The sequence below is a fragment of the Methylobacterium sp. E-046 genome, assembly GCF_022829625.1.
GTDB classification, from domain to species: domain Bacteria; phylum Pseudomonadota; class Alphaproteobacteria; order Rhizobiales; family Beijerinckiaceae; genus Methylobacterium; species Methylobacterium longum.
Map to the genome: position 1 here is coordinate 1 of NZ_JAKSYP010000216.1, position 19,251 is coordinate 19,251.

18 protein-coding genes and 1 pseudogene are annotated in these 19,251 nt (G+C 71.9%); 5 read left to right on the forward strand and 14 right to left on the reverse strand.

What is annotated here, in order from left to right:
• Window positions 1-328, forward strand: a 328-nt coding sequence (locus MKK82_RS23495; protein WP_243986976.1) for a response regulator, incomplete at its 5' end; no start/stop codon positions are given.
• Between the two features lie 52 nt (window positions 329-380).
• Window positions 381-1,352: an NADPH:quinone oxidoreductase family protein gene (locus tag MKK82_RS23500; RefSeq protein ID WP_238287711.1), complete on the forward strand. Its 972-nt coding sequence runs from the start codon at window positions 381-383 to the stop codon at window positions 1,350-1,352.
• Window positions 1,353-1,356: 4 nt separating this feature from the next.
• On the opposite strand, the gene MKK82_RS23505 is transcribed toward MKK82_RS23500, so the two are convergent.
• From MKK82_RS23505 to MKK82_RS23530, 6 genes are all read right to left on the reverse strand, one after another.
• A complete protein-coding gene (locus MKK82_RS23505) occupies window positions 1,357-2,370 on the reverse strand; it encodes an adenosine kinase (RefSeq protein ID WP_238287707.1) in 1,014 nt (337 codons plus the stop codon).
• 758 nt (window positions 2,371-3,128) lie between these two features.
• Window positions 3,129-4,526 carry an MFS transporter gene (locus tag MKK82_RS23510; RefSeq protein WP_238287705.1) on the reverse strand — a complete coding sequence of 466 codons (1,398 nt, stop codon included), beginning with the start codon at window positions 4,524-4,526 and terminating at the stop codon, window positions 3,129-3,131.
• 100 nt (window positions 4,527-4,626) lie between these two features.
• A complete protein-coding gene (locus MKK82_RS23515; RefSeq protein ID WP_238287933.1) occupies window positions 4,627-5,556 on the reverse strand; it encodes a glutaminase in 930 nt (309 codons plus the stop codon).
• 260 nt (window positions 5,557-5,816) lie between these two features.
• Entirely contained in the window at window positions 5,817-7,586 is a 1,770-nt protein-coding gene (locus MKK82_RS23520; RefSeq protein ID WP_238287704.1) for an ABC transporter ATP-binding protein, read from the reverse strand.
• A gap of 203 nt (window positions 7,587-7,789) precedes the next feature.
• On the reverse strand, window positions 7,790-9,172 hold the full coding sequence (locus MKK82_RS23525; protein WP_238287702.1) for an MFS transporter: 1,383 nt from the start codon (window positions 9,170-9,172) through the stop codon (window positions 7,790-7,792).
• Window positions 9,169-9,918: a PRC-barrel domain-containing protein gene (locus tag MKK82_RS23530; RefSeq protein WP_238287931.1), complete on the reverse strand. Its 750-nt coding sequence runs from the start codon at window positions 9,916-9,918 to the stop codon at window positions 9,169-9,171. Before MKK82_RS23530 ends, MKK82_RS23525 begins: the two co-directional genes overlap by 4 nt.
• 313 nt (window positions 9,919-10,231) lie before the next feature.
• Here MKK82_RS23530 and MKK82_RS23535 point away from each other — a divergent pair, with 313 nt between their 5' ends.
• Complete coding sequence (locus tag MKK82_RS23535; RefSeq protein ID WP_238287700.1) at window positions 10,232-10,639, forward strand: hypothetical protein; 408 nt, start codon at window positions 10,232-10,234, stop codon at window positions 10,637-10,639.
• A gap of 30 nt (window positions 10,640-10,669) precedes the next feature.
• On the opposite strand, the gene MKK82_RS23540 is transcribed toward MKK82_RS23535, so the two are convergent.
• From MKK82_RS23540 to MKK82_RS34055, 3 genes are all read right to left on the reverse strand, one after another.
• The gene (locus MKK82_RS23540) at window positions 10,670-11,104 is read right to left on the reverse strand and encodes a PRC-barrel domain-containing protein (RefSeq protein WP_238287699.1); all 435 of its coding nucleotides are present in this window, start codon (window positions 11,102-11,104) and stop codon (window positions 10,670-10,672) included.
• Window positions 11,105-11,243: 139 nt separating this feature from the next.
• On the reverse strand, window positions 11,244-11,729 hold the full coding sequence (locus MKK82_RS23545; RefSeq protein ID WP_238287915.1) for a DUF2721 domain-containing protein: 486 nt from the start codon (window positions 11,727-11,729) through the stop codon (window positions 11,244-11,246).
• Window positions 11,730-11,790: 61 nt separating this feature from the next.
• Window positions 11,791-11,913 carry a hypothetical protein gene (locus MKK82_RS34055; RefSeq protein ID WP_279603239.1) on the reverse strand — a complete coding sequence of 41 codons (123 nt, stop codon included), beginning with the start codon at window positions 11,911-11,913 and terminating at the stop codon, window positions 11,791-11,793.
• 243 nt (window positions 11,914-12,156) lie between these two features.
• Here MKK82_RS34055 and MKK82_RS23550 point away from each other — a divergent pair, with 243 nt between their 5' ends.
• On the forward strand, window positions 12,157-12,519 hold the full coding sequence (locus MKK82_RS23550; protein ID WP_238287697.1) for an SWIB/MDM2 domain-containing protein: 363 nt from the start codon (window positions 12,157-12,159) through the stop codon (window positions 12,517-12,519).
• Between the two features lie 317 nt (window positions 12,520-12,836).
• On the opposite strand, the gene MKK82_RS23555 is transcribed toward MKK82_RS23550, so the two are convergent.
• From MKK82_RS23555 to MKK82_RS23575, 5 genes are all read right to left on the reverse strand, one after another.
• Complete coding sequence (locus MKK82_RS23555; RefSeq protein WP_238287696.1) at window positions 12,837-13,634, reverse strand: SDR family NAD(P)-dependent oxidoreductase; 798 nt, start codon at window positions 13,632-13,634, stop codon at window positions 12,837-12,839.
• A gap of 68 nt (window positions 13,635-13,702) precedes the next feature.
• Window positions 13,703-15,106: an MFS transporter gene (locus MKK82_RS23560; protein ID WP_243986977.1), complete on the reverse strand. Its 1,404-nt coding sequence runs from the start codon at window positions 15,104-15,106 to the stop codon at window positions 13,703-13,705.
• Window positions 15,107-15,421: 315 nt separating this feature from the next.
• Complete coding sequence (locus MKK82_RS23565) at window positions 15,422-16,768, reverse strand: hybrid sensor histidine kinase/response regulator (RefSeq protein WP_238287694.1); 1,347 nt, start codon at window positions 16,766-16,768, stop codon at window positions 15,422-15,424.
• Window positions 16,765-17,985 carry an FIST signal transduction protein gene (locus MKK82_RS23570; protein ID WP_238287692.1) on the reverse strand — a complete coding sequence of 407 codons (1,221 nt, stop codon included), beginning with the start codon at window positions 17,983-17,985 and terminating at the stop codon, window positions 16,765-16,767. Before MKK82_RS23570 ends, MKK82_RS23565 begins: the two co-directional genes overlap by 4 nt.
• Before the next feature lie 163 nt (window positions 17,986-18,148).
• A complete protein-coding gene (locus tag MKK82_RS23575) occupies window positions 18,149-18,733 on the reverse strand; it encodes a c-type cytochrome, methanol metabolism-related (RefSeq protein ID WP_238287690.1) in 585 nt (194 codons plus the stop codon).
• 251 nt (window positions 18,734-18,984) lie between these two features.
• On the opposite strand from MKK82_RS23575, the pseudogene MKK82_RS23580 reads away from it, so the two are divergent.
• Window positions 18,985-19,251, forward strand: a pseudogene (locus tag MKK82_RS23580) (transglutaminase); the annotation flags it as partial.

Below are 19,251 nucleotides of genomic sequence, written 5' to 3' on the forward strand. Positions count from 1 at the left end.
GATGCTGGTCACCGAGGTGCTGGAGGATCTCGGCTACACGGCGATCGAGGCCGCCGACAGCGTCGCCGGGCTGAAGGTGCTGCAATCGGACGTGCGCATCGACCTCCTGGTGACGGATGTCGGCCTGCCGGGCGGCATGAATGGGCGCCAGATGGCCGAGGCCGGGCGGGTGAAGCGTCCCGGCCTGAAGGTGCTGTTCATCACCGGCTACGCCGAGACGACGGTGCTGGGGAATGGCCAGCTCGATCCCGGCATGCAGGTCATCACCAAGCCGTTCGTGGTGGAGGTCCTGGGTGCGCGCATCCGCGAGATGATCGGGACGGGTTGACCGCCGGACCGGTTCGGGCCTCATCGGCACGGACAACCGGAGGACCGACGCGATGCGGGCGCTGCTGTGCACGAGGCTCGAGGGGCCTGAGCATCTGGAGGTCGTGGAGCGCCCGGACCCGGTTCCGGGGCCCGGCCAGGCCCTGGTGCGGATACGGCTGGCGGCGCTTAATTTCTTCGACACGCTGATCGTCGCCGGGCGCTACCAAGTGAAGCCCCCGTTGCCGTTCTCGCCCGGCGGCGAGGGCGTCGGCGTGGTCGAGGCGCTGGGGGAGGGGGCCTCGGGCGTCGCCGTGGGCGACCGGGTCATCGTCCATGCCGGACACGGCTGCTGCGCCGAGCGCATCGCCATCGATGCCGCCAAGCTCACCCCGGTGCCGGACGGTGTGCCGGACGAGCAGGCCGCCGGGCTCACCATCACGTACGGCACCTCGCTCCACGCCCTGGCCAACCGGGCGCGTCTGCGGCCCGGCGAGTGGATGGCCGTCCTGGGGGCCTCCGGGGGCGTCGGCCTCGCCGCGGTGGAGCTCGGGCGGCTGATGGGCGCCCGGGTGATCGCCTGCGCCTCCTCGGAGGAGAAGCTTGCGGTTGCCCGCGCCCACGGGGCCGAGGCGACGCTGGTCTACGACCCGGCGACCCTCAAGGACGCGTTGCGCCAGGTCAGCGGCGGCGGTGTCGACGTGGTCTACGACGCGGTGGGCGACGCCTACGCGGAACCGGCCCTGCGGGCGCTCGGCTGGCGCGGACGTTACCTCGTCATCGGCTTCGCGGCCGGCGCCATCCCGCGGCTGCCGCTGAACCTGATTCTCCTCAAGGAACTCGACGTGCAGGGCGTCCACTGGGGCGCCTTCCTGGACCGCGAACCCGCGGCCCATCAGGCGGACCAGCGCCGGCTCCTCGGCTGGGTCGCCGAGGGCAAGCTCACCGCGCAGGTCCACGGCGTCTACCCCCTGGCGGAGTTTCCGGAAGCCTTCGGCCTGCTGACCCGCCGGGCCGCGGTCGGGAAGGTGCTGCTCCGGCCCTGAAGCCTCAGAGCAGCCCGCGCGCCTTGGCGAGGCCGACGAGGTCCGCCTGGGGGCGGGCGCCGATGTGCTGGATCACCTCGGCGGCCGCGAGCGTGCCGAGGCGGGCGCTCGTGACGTTGTCGAGGCCGCGAGCGTGGCCGGCCAGGAAGCCGGCCGCGAACAGGTCGCCGGCGCCGGTCGTGTCCACCACGTCCCGCACCGGGCTGGCCTCGACGGCGCGGATCTCGCCACCTTGCACCACCAAGGCACCGTCGGCCGAGCGCGTGACGAGCCCGAGAAGGTGCCGGCCGCGGGCGTTGCGCTCGTCGCGGAGCGCGGCCACGGCGGCCTCGGGATCGTCCGTCTGGTAGAGGCTCTGGAGTTCGCCCATGTTGGCGAACAGGATATCGACGCTGCCGTCGCGCACGAGGCCCAGGAATTCGTCCCGGTAGCGGCCGACGCAGAACGCGTCCGACAGGGTCAGCGCGACGGCGTTCCCGGCCTGATGGGCGATCTCGGCGGCCTTGCGGAACGCGTCCTTGGCGGCCGGCGGATCCCAGAGGTAGCCCTCGAGGTAGACGACCTTGGCCGAACGCACGAGCGCCTGGTCGACATCGTCGGGCGAGAGCCCCTGGCAGGCCCCCAGATAGGTGCTCATCGTGCGCTCGCCGTCCGGCGTCACCAGCACGAAGCAGCGGGCGGTGGCCGGGCCCTCCTCGGCGGCCGGGACGGTGAAGCCGACCCCGGTGGCCTTCAGGTCGTGGCTGAACAGGCCGCCGAGCTCGTCGTCCCGGACCTTGCCGACGAAGCCCGTCCGGGCTCCGAGCAGGGCCGCCCCCACCGCCGTGTTGGCGCCCGAGCCGCCCGAGACGATCGTGGCCGGCCCCATGGCCTGGAACAGGGACTCGGCCCGCGGCTCGTCGATGAGCTGCATCGCTCCCTTGGTCACGCCCTGTGTGGACAGGAAGGCGTCGTCCGTGCGTGCGATCACGTCGACGATGGCGTTGCCGAGCACGAGGAGATCGAGGGGTGCGGTCATGCGGGCGTCCTGATTCGGGTTCGCGCCGCTGTGGCATCCGCCTCGAACGGGATCAAGCTCCGTCGCCGACCGCCGGGGGATCGGCGAACAGCCCGGTCACGGGCAAGCTCAGGCGGGGCGGTATCCGATCGAGGCGGCCCTCGATCGCGATGCGGGTCTCGATCAGGCCGCGTCGCGCGCGGCGGTGATGGAGGAGGGCACGCTTCCCCGGATCCACGATCAAGGCGCGCCTCACGCCCGCGGGGCGGAAACGGCGGGTCGGCTTGCGACCCGGATCGTCCGCGCGCCCGCTCGGTGACCGTACCGCGGCGGCGATGACGAGATCGGGCTCCTCGCCGGCATCGCGATCCGTCAGGCGACCGCCGAGCGCGGCGCGGGCGGTCGCCCGGTGGGGGCCGTCCGAGCCGCGTCCTTCCCCCGCGCCTTCCCCCCGCGCCTTTCCCCGCGCCTTCCCCCCACGCCTTCCCCCGCGCCTTGGCCCGCGCGGGCACGGCCCGCTCGGTCGACGTCGCGTAGACCTCGCCGTCGACCGGCTCGAAGCATCCCCGCCGGTCCCCGGCCGGGGCCAGGACCGCGTCGACGTTCATCCGCGTTTTGGGCCCTGCGGCCACGCCGCGATGCGGACACGGACAGGGGGCGGGCGAGAGCCGGTGCGGGTGTCGGGGCGTCGGGGGGCGGCGCAGCAGCCCCATGGCGCGCCGCCCCGGGCCCGGCGCGCCCTCGCTCGCTGCGATCCGCCGCCGAGCCGGCGAGGACGCTCACCCGGCGATCGTCTCCAGCGCCACGTTCCGCGTGCGCGGGCCGAGGAGGCCGACGAGGAGGCCCGCTGCCAGCATGGCCATTGAGATGAACAGGAACACGCCCGGCGTGCCGGCCTGACGCAGCACGAAGGCGATGATGAACCCCGTGAAGATCGCCGAGAAGCGGCTCCAGGAATACACGAAGCCCACTGCCCGGGCCCGGATGCCGGTGGGGAACAGCTCGGCCTGATAGGCGTGGAAGCTGTACGACATCACGTTGGAGGCGAGCGTCAGGCCGATGCCGAGGACCACGATGGCGCCGACCTCCGTCGTCCGCGCGAAGGTGAGCCCGCAGGCGATGTAGACGCAGGCGGCCGCCACGATCACGTGCTTGCGCTCGAACCGGTCGGCGATGACAAGTCCGAGCAGCGGCCCGACCGGGGCGGCGAGCGCGATCAGCGCCGTGTAGGCGAGGCTCGACGTGACCGTGATGCCCTGCGCCACCAGAAGGGTCGGGACCCAGTTGGCGAAACCGTAGAAGCCTACGGTCTGGAACACGTTGAAGCCCGCCATCATCAGCGCCCGCCGCCGGAACGGCGGCACCCAGAGGTCGCGGAACGCGCTGCGCGGCTGGACCGGCTCCGCCGCGGCGGGCGCCGGCAGCGGGCGTCCGGATTCGGCCGCCACCTGCGCCTCCAGACGGCGCAGCACCGCGTCCGCCTCCGCGAGACGTCCCTGCTCCACCAGCCAGCGCGGACTTTCCGGCAGGCCCGCGCGCAGCCACCAGACCACGAGGGCCGCCGAGGCTCCGATCAGCACGACCCAGCGCCAGCCGTCGATGCCCAGCGGGGCTGTCGGGATCAGCAGGTACGACAGGAACGCCACCACCGGCACGGCGGTGAAGCCGATGCCCTGGCACAGGGCGAAGGCGCGGCCGCGGACCGCCTTCGGCACCAGTTCCGAGAGGTAGCTGCCGATCGTCACCATCTCCAGCCCGAGGCCGATCCCCGCGACGAGCCGCCAGAGATTGAGGCCGAAGGCCTCGGTCTGGCAGGCCATCACGACGTTGGCCGCCGTGTAGGCCAGGAGCGACCACGTGAAGATCGCCCGCCGCCCGAAACGGTCCGCGAGCCAGCCGCACAGCAGGGTGCCGATGAACAGGCCGGTGAACAGGGCGGCCACGAAGCTCGCGACGCCGCTGGCGCCGAACAGGCCGGGCGTCGTCGGCGTGAGGATCCCGGCCTTGACGAGGCCCGGCGCCACGTAGCCGGTGAACAGCAGGTCGTAGAGTTCGAAGAAGAAGCCGAGGCCGAGGAGGATCACGAGGCGCCAGACCGCCCGGGTCGGCGGCAGCCGGTCGAGGCGCGCCAGAATGAGGCCGGGATCGAGGCCGTCCCGCGCTTCCGTCGTCGCCATGCGCTCCCGCCCCGGACTCAGATGTCGGATCCCCCGCTCGCAACTGCCCTGGAACGGCCAAGCCGGCAAGGGCACCCGGCCCGGTCCCGGGCGGGGCGGCTCACGCCCCGAACACCGACCAGCCCATGCGCTGGGTCAGCCGCTCCAGGGCGATGCGGCCGAGATGGGAATTGCCGGCGGCGTCGAGGCCGGGAGACCAGACCGCGATCGAGGCCCGGCCGGGCGCTACCGCCAGGATGCCGCCGCCGACCCCGCTCTTGCCCGGCAGGCCGACCCGGTAGGCGAACTCGCCCGAGCCGTCGTAGTGGCCGCAGGTCAGCATGATGGCGTTGATGCGGCGCGCCCGCTCCGCCGAGACCACCGAGTGGCCGGTCGCGGGGTTGCGGCCGTTATGGGCGAGGAAGCGGCCGGCCGTGGCGAGCTGGCGGCAGTTCATCGCGATGGCACAGTGGTGGAAGTAGACGCCGAGGATGTAGTCCACCGGATTGTCGATGACACCGAAGGACTTCATGTAGTTGGCGAGCGCGGTGTTGCGGAAGCCCGTGCGCTTCTCCGAAGCCGCCACGGTCTCGTCGATGGCGATGCCCACGTCCTGGGCCAGAAACTGCAGGAAGCGCAGGATCTCGCCCAGCGCCTCGCGCGGCTCGTGACCCGAGAGGATCACGTCGGTGACCGCGATGGCGCCCGCGTTGATGAACGGGTTGCGCGGCACGCCCCGCTCGCGCTCCAGCTGGACGATCGAGTTGAACGGGTTGCCCGAGGGCTCGCGCCCGACCCGCTTCCACAACCGGTCTCCGACCATGCCGAGCGCCAGGGTCAGCGTGAACACCTTCGAGACGCTCTGGATCGAGAACGGCGTCTCGCTGTCGCCGCCCGCGAAGACGCAGCCGTCGGCGTCGATCACCGCGATCCCGAACTGGTTCGGGTCGACGCGGGCGAGTTCGGGGATGTAGTCGGCGACCGCGCCCCGGTCGGAGCGCTGGGCCATCTCCTCGGAGATCTCCCGGATGACGAGGGCGAGTTCGGGCACGGTGAAGCTCACGCGTCGAGATGCGTCGGAACCGGACCGGTTGGCGACGTCTCGGGTGATGCAAGGTCCAGTCCGGCCGCCGCGTGATCTAGCAGCGCCGACGGGTCAAGAGAACCGGTTCGCCCGGCGCCGTACCGGCCGGGCGGCATCGCCGTCCTGGCGCGCGGCAATCCCGGCCGCGCCGCGCGTACGGATGTCAGGCCGCCCCGGATGCTCCCGCTGCGCCGGCGCGGACCGGGAGGGCGTTGAGGGAGGCCGTGTCAGGCGGCGGCGAGCGCCGTGCCCATGGATTCCTTCTTCATCAGCTCCCGGAAGAACCCGTCGAGATGGGTCAGCTTGTCGGGCGAACCGTCCTGCGCGATGCGGCCGCCCTCCAGCACGACGATGCGGTCGAAGTCCTGCAGGGTCGACAACCGGTGCGCGATGGCGATGACGGTGCGGCCCTTCATGAGGTTCGCCAGGGCGTGCCGGATCGCCTGCTCCGACTCGGCGTCCAACGCGGAGGTCGCCTCGTCGAGGAGCAGGATCGGCGAGTTCTTGAGGATGGCCCGCGCGATGGCGATGCGCTGGCGCTGGCCGCCCGAGAGCTTGACGCCCCGGTCGCCGACCATCGTGTCGAACCCTTCCGGAAGGCCCTGGATGAAGTCGGTGCAGTGGGCCGCTTCGGCCGCCTGCCAGACCTCCTCGTCGGTGGCGTCGGGCCGGCCGTAGCGGATGTTCTCGCGCAAGCTGCGGTGGAACATCGACACGTCCTGCGGGACCACCGTGATGGCCTCGCGCAGGGATTCCTGCGTCACCCGGTCGATGTCCTGACCGTTGATCCGGATCGTCCCGCTCTGCACGTCGTAGAAGCGCTGGATCAGCGAGAACAGGGTCGACTTGCCGCCGCCCGACTTGCCCACGAGGCCGACGCGCTGGCCCGGCTCGATCACGAGGTCGAAATCCGTGAAGACCGGGCGCCCGTCCGGGTAGCTGAAGGCGACGTGGTCGAAGGCGATCCGGGCCCCCTGGCCGGTCAGCGGCTTCGCCTCCGGATGGTCCACGAGATCGTGCGGCTGGAGCAGGGTGTGGAGCGCCTCGGACAGGCGGGCCGTGTGCTGCGTGGCGTCGACCAGCGCCACCGCAAGGTCGCGGGTGGCGGCGAGGATGCGGATGCCGAGGGTGCAGACCAGCACGACCTGACCGTTCGTCGCCTGCCCGGCCTCCCACATCTGGATCGCCCAGTAGAGCAGGCCGAAGACCGCCAGGACGGTGAGCACCGCGTGCACGATGCGCAGCTTCTCGAGGTAGAGCAGCGACGAGCGCCGGGCCCGCATCTCGGTGGCGATGGTGCCCTCGAAGCGCTGGCCCTCGCGTTTGAACGCCGAGAAGGCGCGCACGAGGGACATGTTGCCGACGAGGTCGACCATCTCGCCGTCGACGGAGGCGGCCTTGGCGGCGAAGTCGTGGTGCAAGGGCCGGCCGGCCGAGGCCATCTTGAACATCAGAATGACGACGGCGGCGAAGACGCCCGCCAGGATCCCCGCCATGGTGAGGTTGACGGTGGCGATGTAGGCGATCGACCCGAAGGCCGCGACCGTCGGCGGCATCACGTTGAACACGAACATGTTCTCGACCGTGAAGATCGCGTTCGAGGTCGCCGTGATGCGCGAGGCCAGCGTACCCGGCTGACGGTCCGAGAAGAAGGTCGGCGAGTGGCCGGTCAGGTGCCGGAACAGGTCCCGCCGGATGTCGCCGGTGATGCCCACGAAGGTGAAGGCGCCGGTCAGCGCCGCCACGCGCCAGAGCATGTTGTCGGCGGCGATGAAGGCGATCAGGACCCCTAGCGCACCCCAGATCACGGTGTTGCCGGGGCCCGGGCCCTTGGTCAGCGCGTCGACCACCCCCTTCAGGGCGTAATCGGTCGAGACCGAGAAGCCGACGGCGCCCAGCACCGAGACCAGGATGACCAGGTGCGGCAGCCAGCGGCGGCGGAGATAGCGCCCGACGAAGGCGAAGGGCCTCTCGGCGTATCGATGCAGCTCTTCCATCGCGGTGACCATTCCGTATTCGCGCGGCTTTGGCTTACGGGCTGAGGCGGAGTGCAGCGCGGGGGCAGTCTGACCCGCAGCGGCAACGCGAGAGCGTTGCCATATGTTTCACCGGTCCGCACCGTCGTTGCGCTTTTATCCGCACAATCTGAACGCCGCTTGAGCGGCGCGGAAACATGAAGCGAATTCGGTGCCGCGGCGCGTCAGCCCGCCGATGGCGGCTGGCGCGTCTCCGGCATGATCAGCGCGACCAGCATGAAGGCCAGGAAGCCCACCACGGCGAGGCCCAGGAAGGCGCTGTGGCTGCCGAGCCGGTCGGCCATGATCCCCGCCAGCGAGGTCGAGAGGGCGGCGCCGATGCCCATGGCGGTGCCGACCGCGCCGAGGGCGAGGTTGAAGCGTCCCGTGCCGCGGGTGAGATCGGACACGACGAGCGGCACCATCACGCCGAGCACCGAGGCCGAGATCCCGTCGAGGACCTGGATGCCGACCAGGCCGTAGGGGTTGGTGGTGTAGGCGAGCAGCAGGCCGCGGACGGGGAGCGCCGCGAAGCCGAACAGGAGGACCGGGTAGCGCCCGAACCGTTCGGCCGCCCGGCCGACCGCCGGGGCGCTGACGGCCAGGACCGCCTGCGGGACCATGATGCAGGCGGCGACCAGCGCGGTGGCGGTCTCGCTCGCCCGCAGGGTCAGGACGCTGCCGACCAGCGGCAGCATCGCGGCGTTGGCCAGGAAGAACAGCACCATGCAGGCCGCGAAGCACAGGAGCCCGCGGTTGGTCAGCAGCGCCCGGATTCCGTCCGATCCGGCCGGGGCGGGCGGCGCGGCCAGGGACGGGGCGGCCACGGGTGCTTCCCGGAACACCTCCGGGTCGATGTCCTGGGCGCGGATGCGGGCGAGCGCGATGATCGTCGGCACGACGAGCGCCGCGGTCAGGTAGAACACGGCGCCGTTCGACAGGTAATAGCCGATGGCGCCCATGCCGGCGGCGCCGAGCGCGTTGCCGACCGCCGCGAAGCTCGCGTTGCGGCCGAGGCGCTCGCCCGCCCGGGCCCGCCCGACGAGGCCGATGCTGATCGCCGCGATGGCCGGCGTCAGCACGCAGCTCGCCGCGGAGTGGACCGCCATCGCCAGGAGCACGACGAGGAAGCTCGGCCAGACCGCCAGCGCGAAGGCGCTGCCCGAGATGCCGATCACCGCCACCGCGGCGGCGAAGCGCTTCGAGCGCACCACGTCGACGAAGGCGCCCCCGGGCACCTGCCCGAGCAGCGCGACGAGGCTTCCGACCGTGAGGGCGAAGCCGATGTCGGACTGCGTCCACTTGGCCTGCGAGAAGTAGACCGCCAGGAAGGGCCCGAACCCGGTCTGCAGGTTGGCCACGAAGAACGCGAAGGCGTCCAGCCCGTAGCGGCTCGCCCCCGCGATGGCGCGTCCCGGCGCCGCGGTTCCGGCCGGCGGCGCAGGCTCGCGCGGGCGCTCGGCCGCCGGATCCTTCAGGCGGAGGGGGCGGGTACGGGGATCCTGCCGGGACACCTCGCGCTCGCGGGGGGAAGCGGCGGGTCTGACCTTCAATCGGGCCACCGTCATTTATCCGGCGCTTTCTCCGGCGGTGTCGCGGCCGGGGCCGTGACGGCGGGCGACGCACCGACGGGGGCGGCCTGCGGTGCGGAGGAGCCGGCGGGTGCGGTGCCGGGAAGGGGGGGGCCGGCAGGAGGCGCGGCGGCCGGCGTCGCGGCCTGTTCGCCCTCGGAGACGGGGGCGGCCGGACTCGCGGGACCGAGAACGACGATCGGCTCGCCGGCCTTGTACTCCGGCGAGACGCGGACTTGGTTGCGCGTCAGCGCCACGGACAACTTGCGCTCCTTGCCGCCCTCCGCCGAGAAGCGCAGCGCGCGCCAGTCCACGGCGATCTTGCGGGTGCCGACTCCGAGGAACCCGCCGAAATCGATGATCGCGGCGCGGGGATGGCCGTCCTTGTCGATGATGATGTCGATCACCCGCCCGAGTTCGTCGCCGCCGGCGCTGCGCACGCTGCGGCCGAGCAGGCTCTCGTAATCCTGGGTGTCCAGCACCGTGGCCGGGGTGCCCTGCTGCTGGGCCTGCGGTGCAGGCGTCGCCGAAGGCGGCGGCGGGTTGGCGGGCGGCGGGCTCGTGGGCGGCGGGCTCGCGGGCGGTGCGTTGGCGGTGGCGGGCGGGGTGGCCGGGGTGTTCGGAGCCGGCACGGCGGCCGGGGCCTGCGGCTGAGCTTGGCCGGACGCGCCGTCGCCGCCGGCGGGCTGGACCTGCGCCGCAGCTCCCGACGCCCAGAGGGCGAGCGTCACGGCCGCGATCATCCGGTTGGTTCTGAACACGCTTCGTCCTCTGAGGAAGGGCCGGGCCGGGCCGGCACGCCGACGCAACCGCGACCGTATCGGCCGGTTCCAGGTCCGCCAGCGACGGGAGCCCGCCCGCGGTGAGCCGTCGTGACGCAGGACCTGGGCGAAGTTATGGACCCCACCGGGCCGGCAGCAAGGTCCGGACCGCCGCGCCGGCGTCCCCATGGCGGCTGCGACAACGTCTGGTTTTCGCCGCAACCCCGGCGTAGGAAGCGGTGCAAAGCCGATACGGGCTGCGGATGGCACCGCGGCCCCCTGCGAGGACTGAACGATGTCGACCCACCCCACCTCGAGAAGCGCCGCGGCGCGCGGGCTCGTGCTCGGCACGGCCCTGGCCGGATTGGTGGCGGGTTGCCAGGCGCTCGGCGGCGGCGGCGGCGTGATGCCGGACACGCAGGTCGGGCTGCCGCCGTCCCTGAGGGGCGCCCTTCCCAATCGCGAGCCCCAGAATGCCGGGGTCGACTCGGAAGGCCGGCCGCTTCAGACCGCGCCGACGCGGCAGCTGGCGCTTCCCAAGAGCGCCGGCGCCGGGACCCGGACCGCGGATGCGGGTGAGCGGCGGATCCGGCGCGACGAGCTTGACGGCGGCAACGGCGCGGTCGGGGGCAGCGCCGGCGGCGGTGCCATGGGTCCGATGCTGTCGCCGGGCGGCAGCGTCGGTCTCGGCGGGAAGTTCTGAGCCGGGGCGATCGAGCGCGGGCGCGGCCGTTCACGCCGTAGGGGCGCGCCCGCCGTAGAAATCCTCGATCCGTCCGCCGTAGGTCGGGTCCGTGAACCCGTCCTCGCCCGATCCATGGTTGGGCGCGCCGGCGAGGTCGGCCGGGTCGATGTCGATGACGTATCCGCCGAGTTCCGTGCTGTAGGTCAGGGCCTTCCACGGCAGGGGGTGATGGTTCTCGCCGAGGCCCAGGAAGCCGCCGAAAGCCAGCACCGCGTAGGCGACCTGTCCCGAGATCTTGTCCACCATGAAATTGTGGACGGCGCCGAGGTGGCGACCCGTGCTGTCGTAGACGGCCGTCCCCTCGACCTTGTTGGACGCGATGAGCCGGCTGGTCTCGTCGATGGCGACACCGGGTCCGGTCGGATCCAGTTCCAGGCTGCCGGGTTTCCGCACAGCGCGCTCGTTGGGCAAGTCCGTCGGCATGCGCACTCCCAAATCGCGGATGCGGCGGGGCCGCATCCCGTAGTCCCTGCGGACTAAGCGGATCGGCGCACGCAGGTTCCGCAGGCCGGCCACGGCTCCGCGGCCGGGCCGCACGTCGGCCGCCCCGGAGATCGGATGGTCAGAGATCGGTCGGTAGGCCCGCGCTGGCGCGCCGCTGGTTGATCCGGTCGCGAACCGAGCGGCTGGCCAGGAACATCTCGAAGCCGAAGGCGACGAGGGCGCACAGCGTGCACAGGATCGCCGAACCGAACAGGCCGAACAGCAGCGTCGCCACGGTGCTGTCGCGCAGGGCGCCGACGAACAGCGTCAGCACCGATCCGCAGGTCGCGACGCCGCCCAGGGCGGCCAGGAACACGGCGGCGTCGAGGGCGAGCGAGCGCCGGTACAGCCGGTCGAGCCGCCGGCCCAGGAGGTGACGCTCCGCATCCCCAGCGCCGGCCAGCAGGCCGGTGACGCGGTCCGCCTGATCCGCTACGCGGGCGAGGCGCGTGCCGAAGACGTTGAGCAGCGTGGCGATCCCGGACAGCAGGAACACGGGGCTCAGCGCCACCTGGACGACGTGGGCCGTGCTCTCGAGGGTCGCGGGGAGGATCGGGTCGGTCATGCCGCCCGGCAGATGCACCGGAGCGAGGACTGGGGCAATCCCTGGGGCCATTGCGGCCGTCTCAGACGAGGCCGCGCCCCTGTTCCGAGCCGTGGGCGGCGGGCTCGGCGCGGATGCCGAACCCGAGCGCCGCCACGAGCCCGGTGGCGAGCAGAAGCGCGAGCGTGAGGGCTGGAGCAAACATGACTGTACTTCAGGCGCGGGATTGTTAAGAGCAGGTTTCGCGCTCGCGGATTTGATGAATAATCTTCCGGGCCGCGCGAGTCGGCGGCTTCCAGTGTGGATTTCCGCGCGTGCCTTGTGGATGAGCGGCCCGCGAAGGCAATTTCCCCTTGGAACGGCGGCATCACCGCTTAGTTGCTGCTATGCTGGCTCGGCCGTGGGGCGATCATGCCCCGGCCTGCGGCCCGAGAACCGGAGGAAGTTTATGGCCACGAAGACCGAGAAGGCTGCACCGAAGGCGGCCAAGACCACCACCAAGCCTGAGGCGAAGGCCGCTCCGGCCAAGGCCGCGAAGCCCGCCGCTGCCAAGGCCGCCGGCACGAAGCCGAACGCCCTGCAGCAGCCGCTCAAGCCGTCGGCCGAACTCGGCGCCATCGTCGGCACCAGCCCGCTCGCGCGCGGCGAGGTGGTCAGCAAGGTTTGGGATTACATCAAGAAGAACAACCTTCAGAATCCGCAGAACAAGCGCGAGATCGTGGCCGACGACAAGCTCAAGAAGGTCTTCGGTAAGGACAAGTGCTCCATGTTCGAGATGAACAAGCATCTCGCCGCGCACCTGAAGGCCTGAACGTATCCTAGAGCCGCGCCCGAGACCTCGTCCGGGCCGACGGCTCTAGAACGGTCACGCTCCACCCGTCGGACCAGACCATCGGCACCGATTGCTGGGTTCGCCACAGGCGAGAGCCCGGAATCCCCTACCGCGGATGCTGACACCGGATCCGGCGGGCCCGCCCGCCCCGATCGGGTGGGCTCGGCGGCGCGGGATTTCGGGCTTCGCTGTGCGAGACCGGTCGAGGCCGAAAACCCGGGCCGGCAGGGGGCCGGTCGCGCCCCGCGGGCGATGGCCTCCGCCGACGATCCGGAGACCGTCGGCGTCGCGCCGGCCTATGCGAGACCCTGCAGGACGCCGCCGTCCACCCGAAGCGCGGCGCCGGTGGTCGCGCTCGCCGCCGGGCTGCACAGGTAGGCGACGAGGTTCGCCACCTCCTCCACGTGCGCGAGCCGACGGATCAGCGAGGACGGGCGGTGCTCGGCGACGAAGGCGCGGCCCATGGCGTCGAGGTCGGCGTCGGCCTTGCCGCCGGCCATCTGCTTCATGAATTCCGCCACGCCCTCCGAGAGGGTCGGGCCGGGCAGCACGCTGTTCACGGTGACGCCGGAGCCGGCCACGGTCTGGGCGAGGCCGCGTGAGATCGCGAGCTGCGCGGTCTTGGTCATCCCGTAATGGATCATCTCGGTCGGGGTGTTGATGCCCGACTCGCTGGAGATGAAGATCACCCGGCCCCAGCCGCGCTCCGCCATGCCGGCCGCGTAGGCGCGGGACAGGCGCACGCCGCTCATCACGTTGACGTCGAAGAAGCGCTGCCAGTCCGCGTCCGGGATCTCGAAGAACGGCTTCGGCTCGAAGATCCCGGTGTTGTTGACGAGGATGTCCACCGCCGGCAGGGCCTGGACCAGGGCGGCGGCGCCCTCAGCGGTGGCGACGTCGGCCGGCGCCGCGAAGGCGCGGCCGGCCTTGGCCTCGCCCCGCAGCCTCGCCAGCGCCGCCTCGACCCGCTCCGGCGAGCGGCCGTTGATGCCGACCTCGGCGCCGAGATCGCAGAGTTCCTTGGCGATGGCGTAGCCGATGCCGGCGGTCGAACCGGTGACGAGGGCCTTCCGGCCGGTGAGGTCGAGATCCATGGGGCTCTCCAGCACTTGAACCGAGGCGTCAACGCCTGCGGGCCCGGTCGGTGGCAGGCCGCGGCCGTCTAGCCGCTTCGACTCCGCCGCAGAACGCTGGCGCAGCCGCCGATGATCGCGAGGGCGACGGCGCAGGACAGCGAGAGGGTCACGGGACGCTCGGGTCCGAGGCCGTGCGTCAGGCCGAAGATCACCGCCACCAGGGCCGCGCCGAGCGACTGGCCGGTGAGCCGCGCCGTCGACTGCATCCCGCTCGCCCCGCCGGCGCGCTCGCGGGGCGCCGAGGTGACGATCACCTTGTTGTTGGGGGACTGGAACAGGCCGAAGCCGAGGCCGCACAGGGTCAGGCGCCAGGCGATGTCGAGGGTGCCGGGGGCCGCAGGCAGGAGGGTCACGCCGACGAGGCCGGCGGCCATCATCGCCAGCCCGATCCCGCCGAGGATGCCCGGCGGGTAGCGGTCGGCGAGGCGTCCGGAGATCGGGGCCATCACGGCCACCGCGATCGGCCAGGGGGTGAGGAGGAAGCCGGTCTGCGTGCTGGAGAGGTGCAGCACGTCCTGGAAGTAGAACGGCAGCGTCACGTAGGAGACCATCTGGGCGCAGAACGACGCGACCGAGGTCGCCATCGAGAGGGCGAAGGCCGGAATCCGCAGCAGGTCCACCGGCAGGAGCGGCGCCGGCAGCCGCATCTGGCGGCGGACGAAGACCGCGCCGATCACCAGGGCGCCGACGAGTTCGGCGACGGCGATCCGCTGTCGGTCCGGGTCGCCCAGACCGTCGATGCCGATGATCAGCAGGCCGAAGGTCAGCGCGTTGAGCGCGGCGCTCACGAGGTCGAAGGGCCGGCCGCTGGCCGGCGTGGCCGGCAGGGTGCGGGAGGCGACCGCCAGGGCCAGCAGGCCCACCGGGATGTTGACCAGGAACAGCCAGGGCCAGGTCGCCAACGAGAGGATCGCGGCCGCCACCGTCGGGCCGGCGGCCGAGGCGACGGCCACCACCAGCGCGACGTTGGCCACGCCCTGGCCGATCATCCGATGCGGATAGATGAAGCGCACGAACCCGATGTTGACGCTCATGATCGCGGCGCCGCCGAGCCCCTGGACGATGCGGGCCGCGATGAGGAGGGGCAGGCTCGGCGCGACCGCGCAGGCGAAGGAGGCGGCGACGAACACCGCCAGCCCCGGCAGGTAGACCTTCCGGAAGCCGAAGATGTCGCCGAGCGCCGCGAAGGGCAGCAGGCTCGCCGTCACCGCGACCTGATAGGCGTTGACCACGAAGATCGCGTCGGCGGGCTTGACCGCGAGGTCCTTGGCCATCACGGGCAGCGCCACGTTGACGATCGCCCCGTCGAGGACCGCCATGGTCATGGCCAGCGCGATCGCCGCCATGGCCAGCACGCGCTCGCGGGGCGGCAGGCCGTCACTGGAGCTGTCCCGCGTGGCGCCGCCGGGACCGTGCGGAACCTGCGCCATGCTCGCGCGCTCCTGCGGCGTCCCGGCCGGCGACGTCGATGGCTGGGGTGATCCGGGCGCGGGTGCGCCGCGGATGCCGTTCCCTGTCGCGCAGGCGGCGCGGCCCGTCGAGGGTCGCGATGTGTCCTATGTCACGGCGCGGACGGATTTGCCCGCGGTGCGGAGCCGGGGCTGGAAACGGGGCGGCCCCCGACGAGGTCCGCGCCGGGTTCCCGGCACCGCGGTGCCCCGGGGGCTGATCCGGGAACCCGCGCGCGGAGCGCCGGGCAGCGGCTCCGGAGCCCCCCCCTGTCGGCCCCCTTCAGGGGACGCCCGTCACGCCAGCAGGTAGGTCAGCAGCGAGCGGAGCTGCGCCGGCTTGATCGGCTTGCGCACGAGTTCGGCGCCGGCCGCCGTCACCCGCTCCTCGACGTCGTCGGTGTGGTCGGCCGTGGTGACGATCGCCGGGAGCGGCGTGGTCCGTCCCGCCCGGAGATAGGCGGCCACGTCGAGCCCGCAGGCGCCGTCGTCCAGATGGTAGTCGAGCACCAGGATGTCCGGCGCCGAGAGGCCCGCCTCCACGGCGGCGCGCACGCCCGCCACATCCCGGAAGGTCGAGACCCGGGCGTCCCAGTTCTGCAGGAGGCGCGCCAGGGCGTCCGCCGTGGAGGCGTCGTTCTCGACCACCACGACATGCGCCCCCGACAGCCGCGTCGCCACTGGGGCCGGTGGTGCCGCCGCGGCCGGGATTGCGCTCACGGGCAGCGCCAGGGTGACCCGCGTGCCGTGGCCCGGCCGCGAGGCGAGGGTCAGGGGATGATCGAGCGCCTGCGCCATGCGGCGGACGATGGACAGACCAAGGCCGAGGCCCGGCTCCTCCCCCGTGCAGGCGAGCGCCGTGCCGCGGAAGAACTCGTCGAAGACGAGCTCCCGGTCCTCGGCGGCGATGCCGCAGCCGGTATCGGTCACCTCCACGCGGACGCCGCCGCCCCGGCGCCGCGCCGCCAGGATGATCCCGCCCGCGCGCGTGTACCGGACCGCGTTCGAGACGAGGTTCTGCAGGATGCGTTGCAGGAGCACCCCGTCGGTGGTGACGGTCACGTCCGGACAGCGCACGGAGAGCCGCAGGCCCTTGCGCTCGGCGAACGGCTTGAAGCTCTCCGCCAGCTCCGCGAGTAGGCCGGGCAGGAACGTCGGCTGCAGCTGCGGCCGGACCACGCCGGCGTCGAGCTTGGAGATGTCGAGCAGCGTCTTGATCAGGTCCTCGATGGTCTGCAGGCCGCGCTCGACCTGACCGGCGATCGCGCGCGCCTCCGGCGGCACGTCGAGATCGGCCATCGCCGAGATCGAAAGGCGGGCGGCATTCACCGGCTGGAGCAGGTCGTGGCTCGCCGCCGCCAGGAACCGGGTCTTCGAGCGGTTGGCGGTCTCGGCCTCCTCCTTGGCGACCGCGAGCGCCGCGTTGGAGCGCTCAAGCCGGTGCATGAGCCCGGTCAGCTCCTCGGTACGGGTGCGAACCCGGCCTTCCAGCATGATGGCGGTCTGGAACAGCGAGTAGGCGCTGCCCCGCTGGTCCATGGTGCGCTCGACATGGGACATCAGCGCGGCATTGATGCGCTCGAGCTTCTCGATCCGTCGATGCAGCGACGCGTCGGTCTCGAGGCCGTTCGGGTGTACGGTCACGACACGGCCGGAGCCGGGGCCGGGCCCGGCGCCTCCTCCGCCAGGGTCTTGCCGATGGCGATGCCCGTGAAGGTCTGGTTCAGGTGCATCGCCCGATACTGCTCGCCGAAGGTCTCGAAGCCGACGACGTTGTAGCGGCGGTAGAGGTCGGCGATGCCGTGGCGGACCTGCCGGCTCTCGGCGTCGAGGCGGCGCAGCACGCACTCGAAGCCGATGATCAGATCGACGCCGCCCAGCGCCGCGTCGAGGCGCGCCAGCTCGGTCCGCGTGGAGGCCACGATGTCCTGAGGCTCGGCCAGCGTGAGCACGACGCCCTCGTCCACCGCGCAGAAGAAGCTGAGCGACCCGTCCTCGTTCATCCGGCGGATCGAGCGGCAGAAATACTCGCCGCCGACCTTCACGGCCAGCGGGTAGGCGGCGAAGCTCATCGGCGACAGGCCTTCGGGATCGAGGCCGATCGCCATCGCGTATTCCCGCGCCGCCGGCTCGGCGTTGAGTTCGTGCACGGTGCGGCGCTCGCCGTCCGAGGCGGTGACCACGAACTTCGTCTGTGTCGGCTCGAAATTGTCGCTCTTGAAGATTTCCACGGAAAAGTCGGTCTCGACGAGGATCAGGACCGCCGCCTTGCGGTGGATCCGGCCGCCGTGGAGCAGCACCGCGTCCCGGAAGCGAAGGTCGTCGCCGGCCGAGCCGCCGACGATCGGGATGCCGTCGAGCGCCCAGGCGATGGCAGAGACCACCGTCTCCTCGGCGTTGGCGAGCCCGTCGATCAGGGACAGGGCGAAGCGGCGCCCCGCGACGGTGGGCTCGCCGTCGCGACCCCGGTCGGACGGGTCGAGGGTCCGGCGCAGCGCCCGCACCGCCGAGGCGGTCCGCTCCACGTCGAGATGATCGATGGCATCCAGCACGGTGGAGACGATGCGGAACCGCTCCGCCGGGAACGCGATGGCGACGAGGCCGCGGTCGAGACCGCCGGCGGGCGCGATGCCGCCGGACATCGAGCAGCCGGCCACCGGCACGCCGGGGAAGCGGCTCTCCAGCGCGTGCGCGAGGATCTCGGCGTCGTAATCGGCGGAGAAGAACACGACGATCTGCGACAAGGCGGCGTCGGCGACGGCCTCCGCGACATCCGACACCGCGTCGACGGCCGAGGCCGCCTCCGTCCAGGCCGTCCGGATGCCGCACAGATGGCGGCACACTCCCGATCCCTGAGCCACGTTTCCCCCTGACGACCCCCTCGGCGGGCTTGGCGCTCGCTCTTCAGTGTCCTCAGGCGAGTATGTCGTGCGCAACCAACCGGTGCAACCGGGCGTCCGAGGTCCGATCTTCGCGGGCGGCTCCGGAACGAGGGGCCGGAAGGCGGACCCGGCCTCGCCGGCCTCACTTCATGCAGGCGTCCTCGGCCTTCTCGAAGGCGGCCGGCTTGGGCTCGTGCTCGGGCGGACGGTTGCGGCCGAGGGCTCCCTCGGCGCGGGCGCGCAGATACGTGTAGATGTCGGGCATGTAGCACATGACGTTCCGGTTATCCCCGAAGGCGGGCATCACCAGTTCCTGCGCGGCGTTCACGTCCTTCTTGCCGCCCACGACGATGCCGGCGAACTGCGCGTAGCTCATGCCCTTCAGGGCATCGACCAGCGAGGGCGCGTAGGTCGAGCCCATCCCGTCTGGACCGTGGCAGACGATGCAGTTGGCGCTGTACCGGAGGTAGCCGGACATCGTGTACCAGTCAACCTTCTTGCCGGCGTCGGTGACGTGATAGGTCGGATCGCCGTTCTGATCCGTATATTGACCGTCCTGCACTTTGGCCGGCTGGGTCGAGCCGTCGCTCTTCAGATCTCCGGGCGTCGTGCCCGTCGCGGAGGGCTGGGTCGGCGGCGTGGCGGCGGCCCCGGGGGTCACCCCGAGTAGACCCGCCGTGATCCCGACCAGCACGATCTTGGCGAATGGTTCTGCCGCGCACCGCATGAGCGTTCCTCCGGCCGCCCACAGACATTTGTCGGTGGCGCGACGGGGGGATAACGAGGTGCGCCCGCATCGATCACAGCGGAGGATGTTCACGTTTCCGCGCCTGAGCCGCAGCGTGCCGCCGGGCCCGAGTGCCGCCACGGCTTATCCGCGTTGCGCACAGCATTAACCTTTTGTTAATCGGCGCATTGCGGCCGGCCCTCCGGCGTGAGAGCTTTCGTTAACGAGAGCTTAACGGTTGGGTCACGGCGATGCGGTTCGCGGCTTCCAAGGTGCAGGGACTGGTTTCCGGTGCCGCATCGCGTCGGCTCTCCCGCGCTCGTCGCGCCGTGGCCGTCCTCGCTTTGGCGGCCCTCGGCTTCGCCGGCGGCGCCGAGGCACAGACGCTGGCGAGCCTTCCGACGGAGGCGGGTGCGCGGGTTCAGGGGGACGCCAAGCCGCTCGCCGCCTGGGTGACGTTCTGCCAGGCTTACGCGGCGGAGTGCACGGTGGACCGCAGCGAGCCGGCGCGGATCAGC

What these genes read in the sequence shown, in the direction of transcription:
- MKK82_RS23500 (WP_238287711.1), top strand. Translation starts at nt 381, where the DNA reads ATGCGGGCGCTGCTGTGCACGAGGCTCGAGGGGCCTGAGCATCTGGAG.
- MKK82_RS23505 (WP_238287707.1), bottom strand. Translation starts at nt 2,370, where the DNA reads ATGACCGCACCCCTCGATCTCCTCGTGCTCGGCAACGCCATCGTCGAC.
- MKK82_RS23510 (WP_238287705.1), bottom strand. Translation starts at nt 4,526, where the DNA reads ATGGCGACGACGGAAGCGCGGGACGGCCTCGATCCCGGCCTCATTCTG.
- MKK82_RS23520 (WP_238287704.1), bottom strand. Translation starts at nt 7,586, where the DNA reads ATGGAAGAGCTGCATCGATACGCCGAGAGGCCCTTCGCCTTCGTCGGG.
- MKK82_RS23525 (WP_238287702.1), bottom strand. Translation starts at nt 9,172, where the DNA reads ATGACGGTGGCCCGATTGAAGGTCAGACCCGCCGCTTCCCCCCGCGAG.
- MKK82_RS23530 (WP_238287931.1), bottom strand. Translation starts at nt 9,918, where the DNA reads ATGATCGCGGCCGTGACGCTCGCCCTCTGGGCGTCGGGAGCTGCGGCG.
- MKK82_RS23535 (WP_238287700.1), top strand. Translation starts at nt 10,232, where the DNA reads ATGTCGACCCACCCCACCTCGAGAAGCGCCGCGGCGCGCGGGCTCGTG.
- MKK82_RS23540 (WP_238287699.1), bottom strand. Translation starts at nt 11,104, where the DNA reads ATGCCGACGGACTTGCCCAACGAGCGCGCTGTGCGGAAACCCGGCAGC.
- MKK82_RS23545 (WP_238287915.1), bottom strand. Translation starts at nt 11,729, where the DNA reads ATGACCGACCCGATCCTCCCCGCGACCCTCGAGAGCACGGCCCACGTC.
- MKK82_RS34055 (WP_279603239.1), bottom strand. Translation starts at nt 11,913, where the DNA reads ATGTTTGCTCCAGCCCTCACGCTCGCGCTTCTGCTCGCCACCGGGCTC.
- MKK82_RS23550 (WP_238287697.1), top strand. Translation starts at nt 12,157, where the DNA reads ATGGCCACGAAGACCGAGAAGGCTGCACCGAAGGCGGCCAAGACCACC.
- MKK82_RS23555 (WP_238287696.1), bottom strand. Translation starts at nt 13,634, where the DNA reads ATGGATCTCGACCTCACCGGCCGGAAGGCCCTCGTCACCGGTTCGACC.
- MKK82_RS23560 (WP_243986977.1), bottom strand. Translation starts at nt 15,106, where the DNA reads ATGGCGCAGGTTCCGCACGGTCCCGGCGGCGCCACGCGGGACAGCTCC.
- MKK82_RS23575 (WP_238287690.1), bottom strand. Translation starts at nt 18,733, where the DNA reads ATGCGGTGCGCGGCAGAACCATTCGCCAAGATCGTGCTGGTCGGGATC.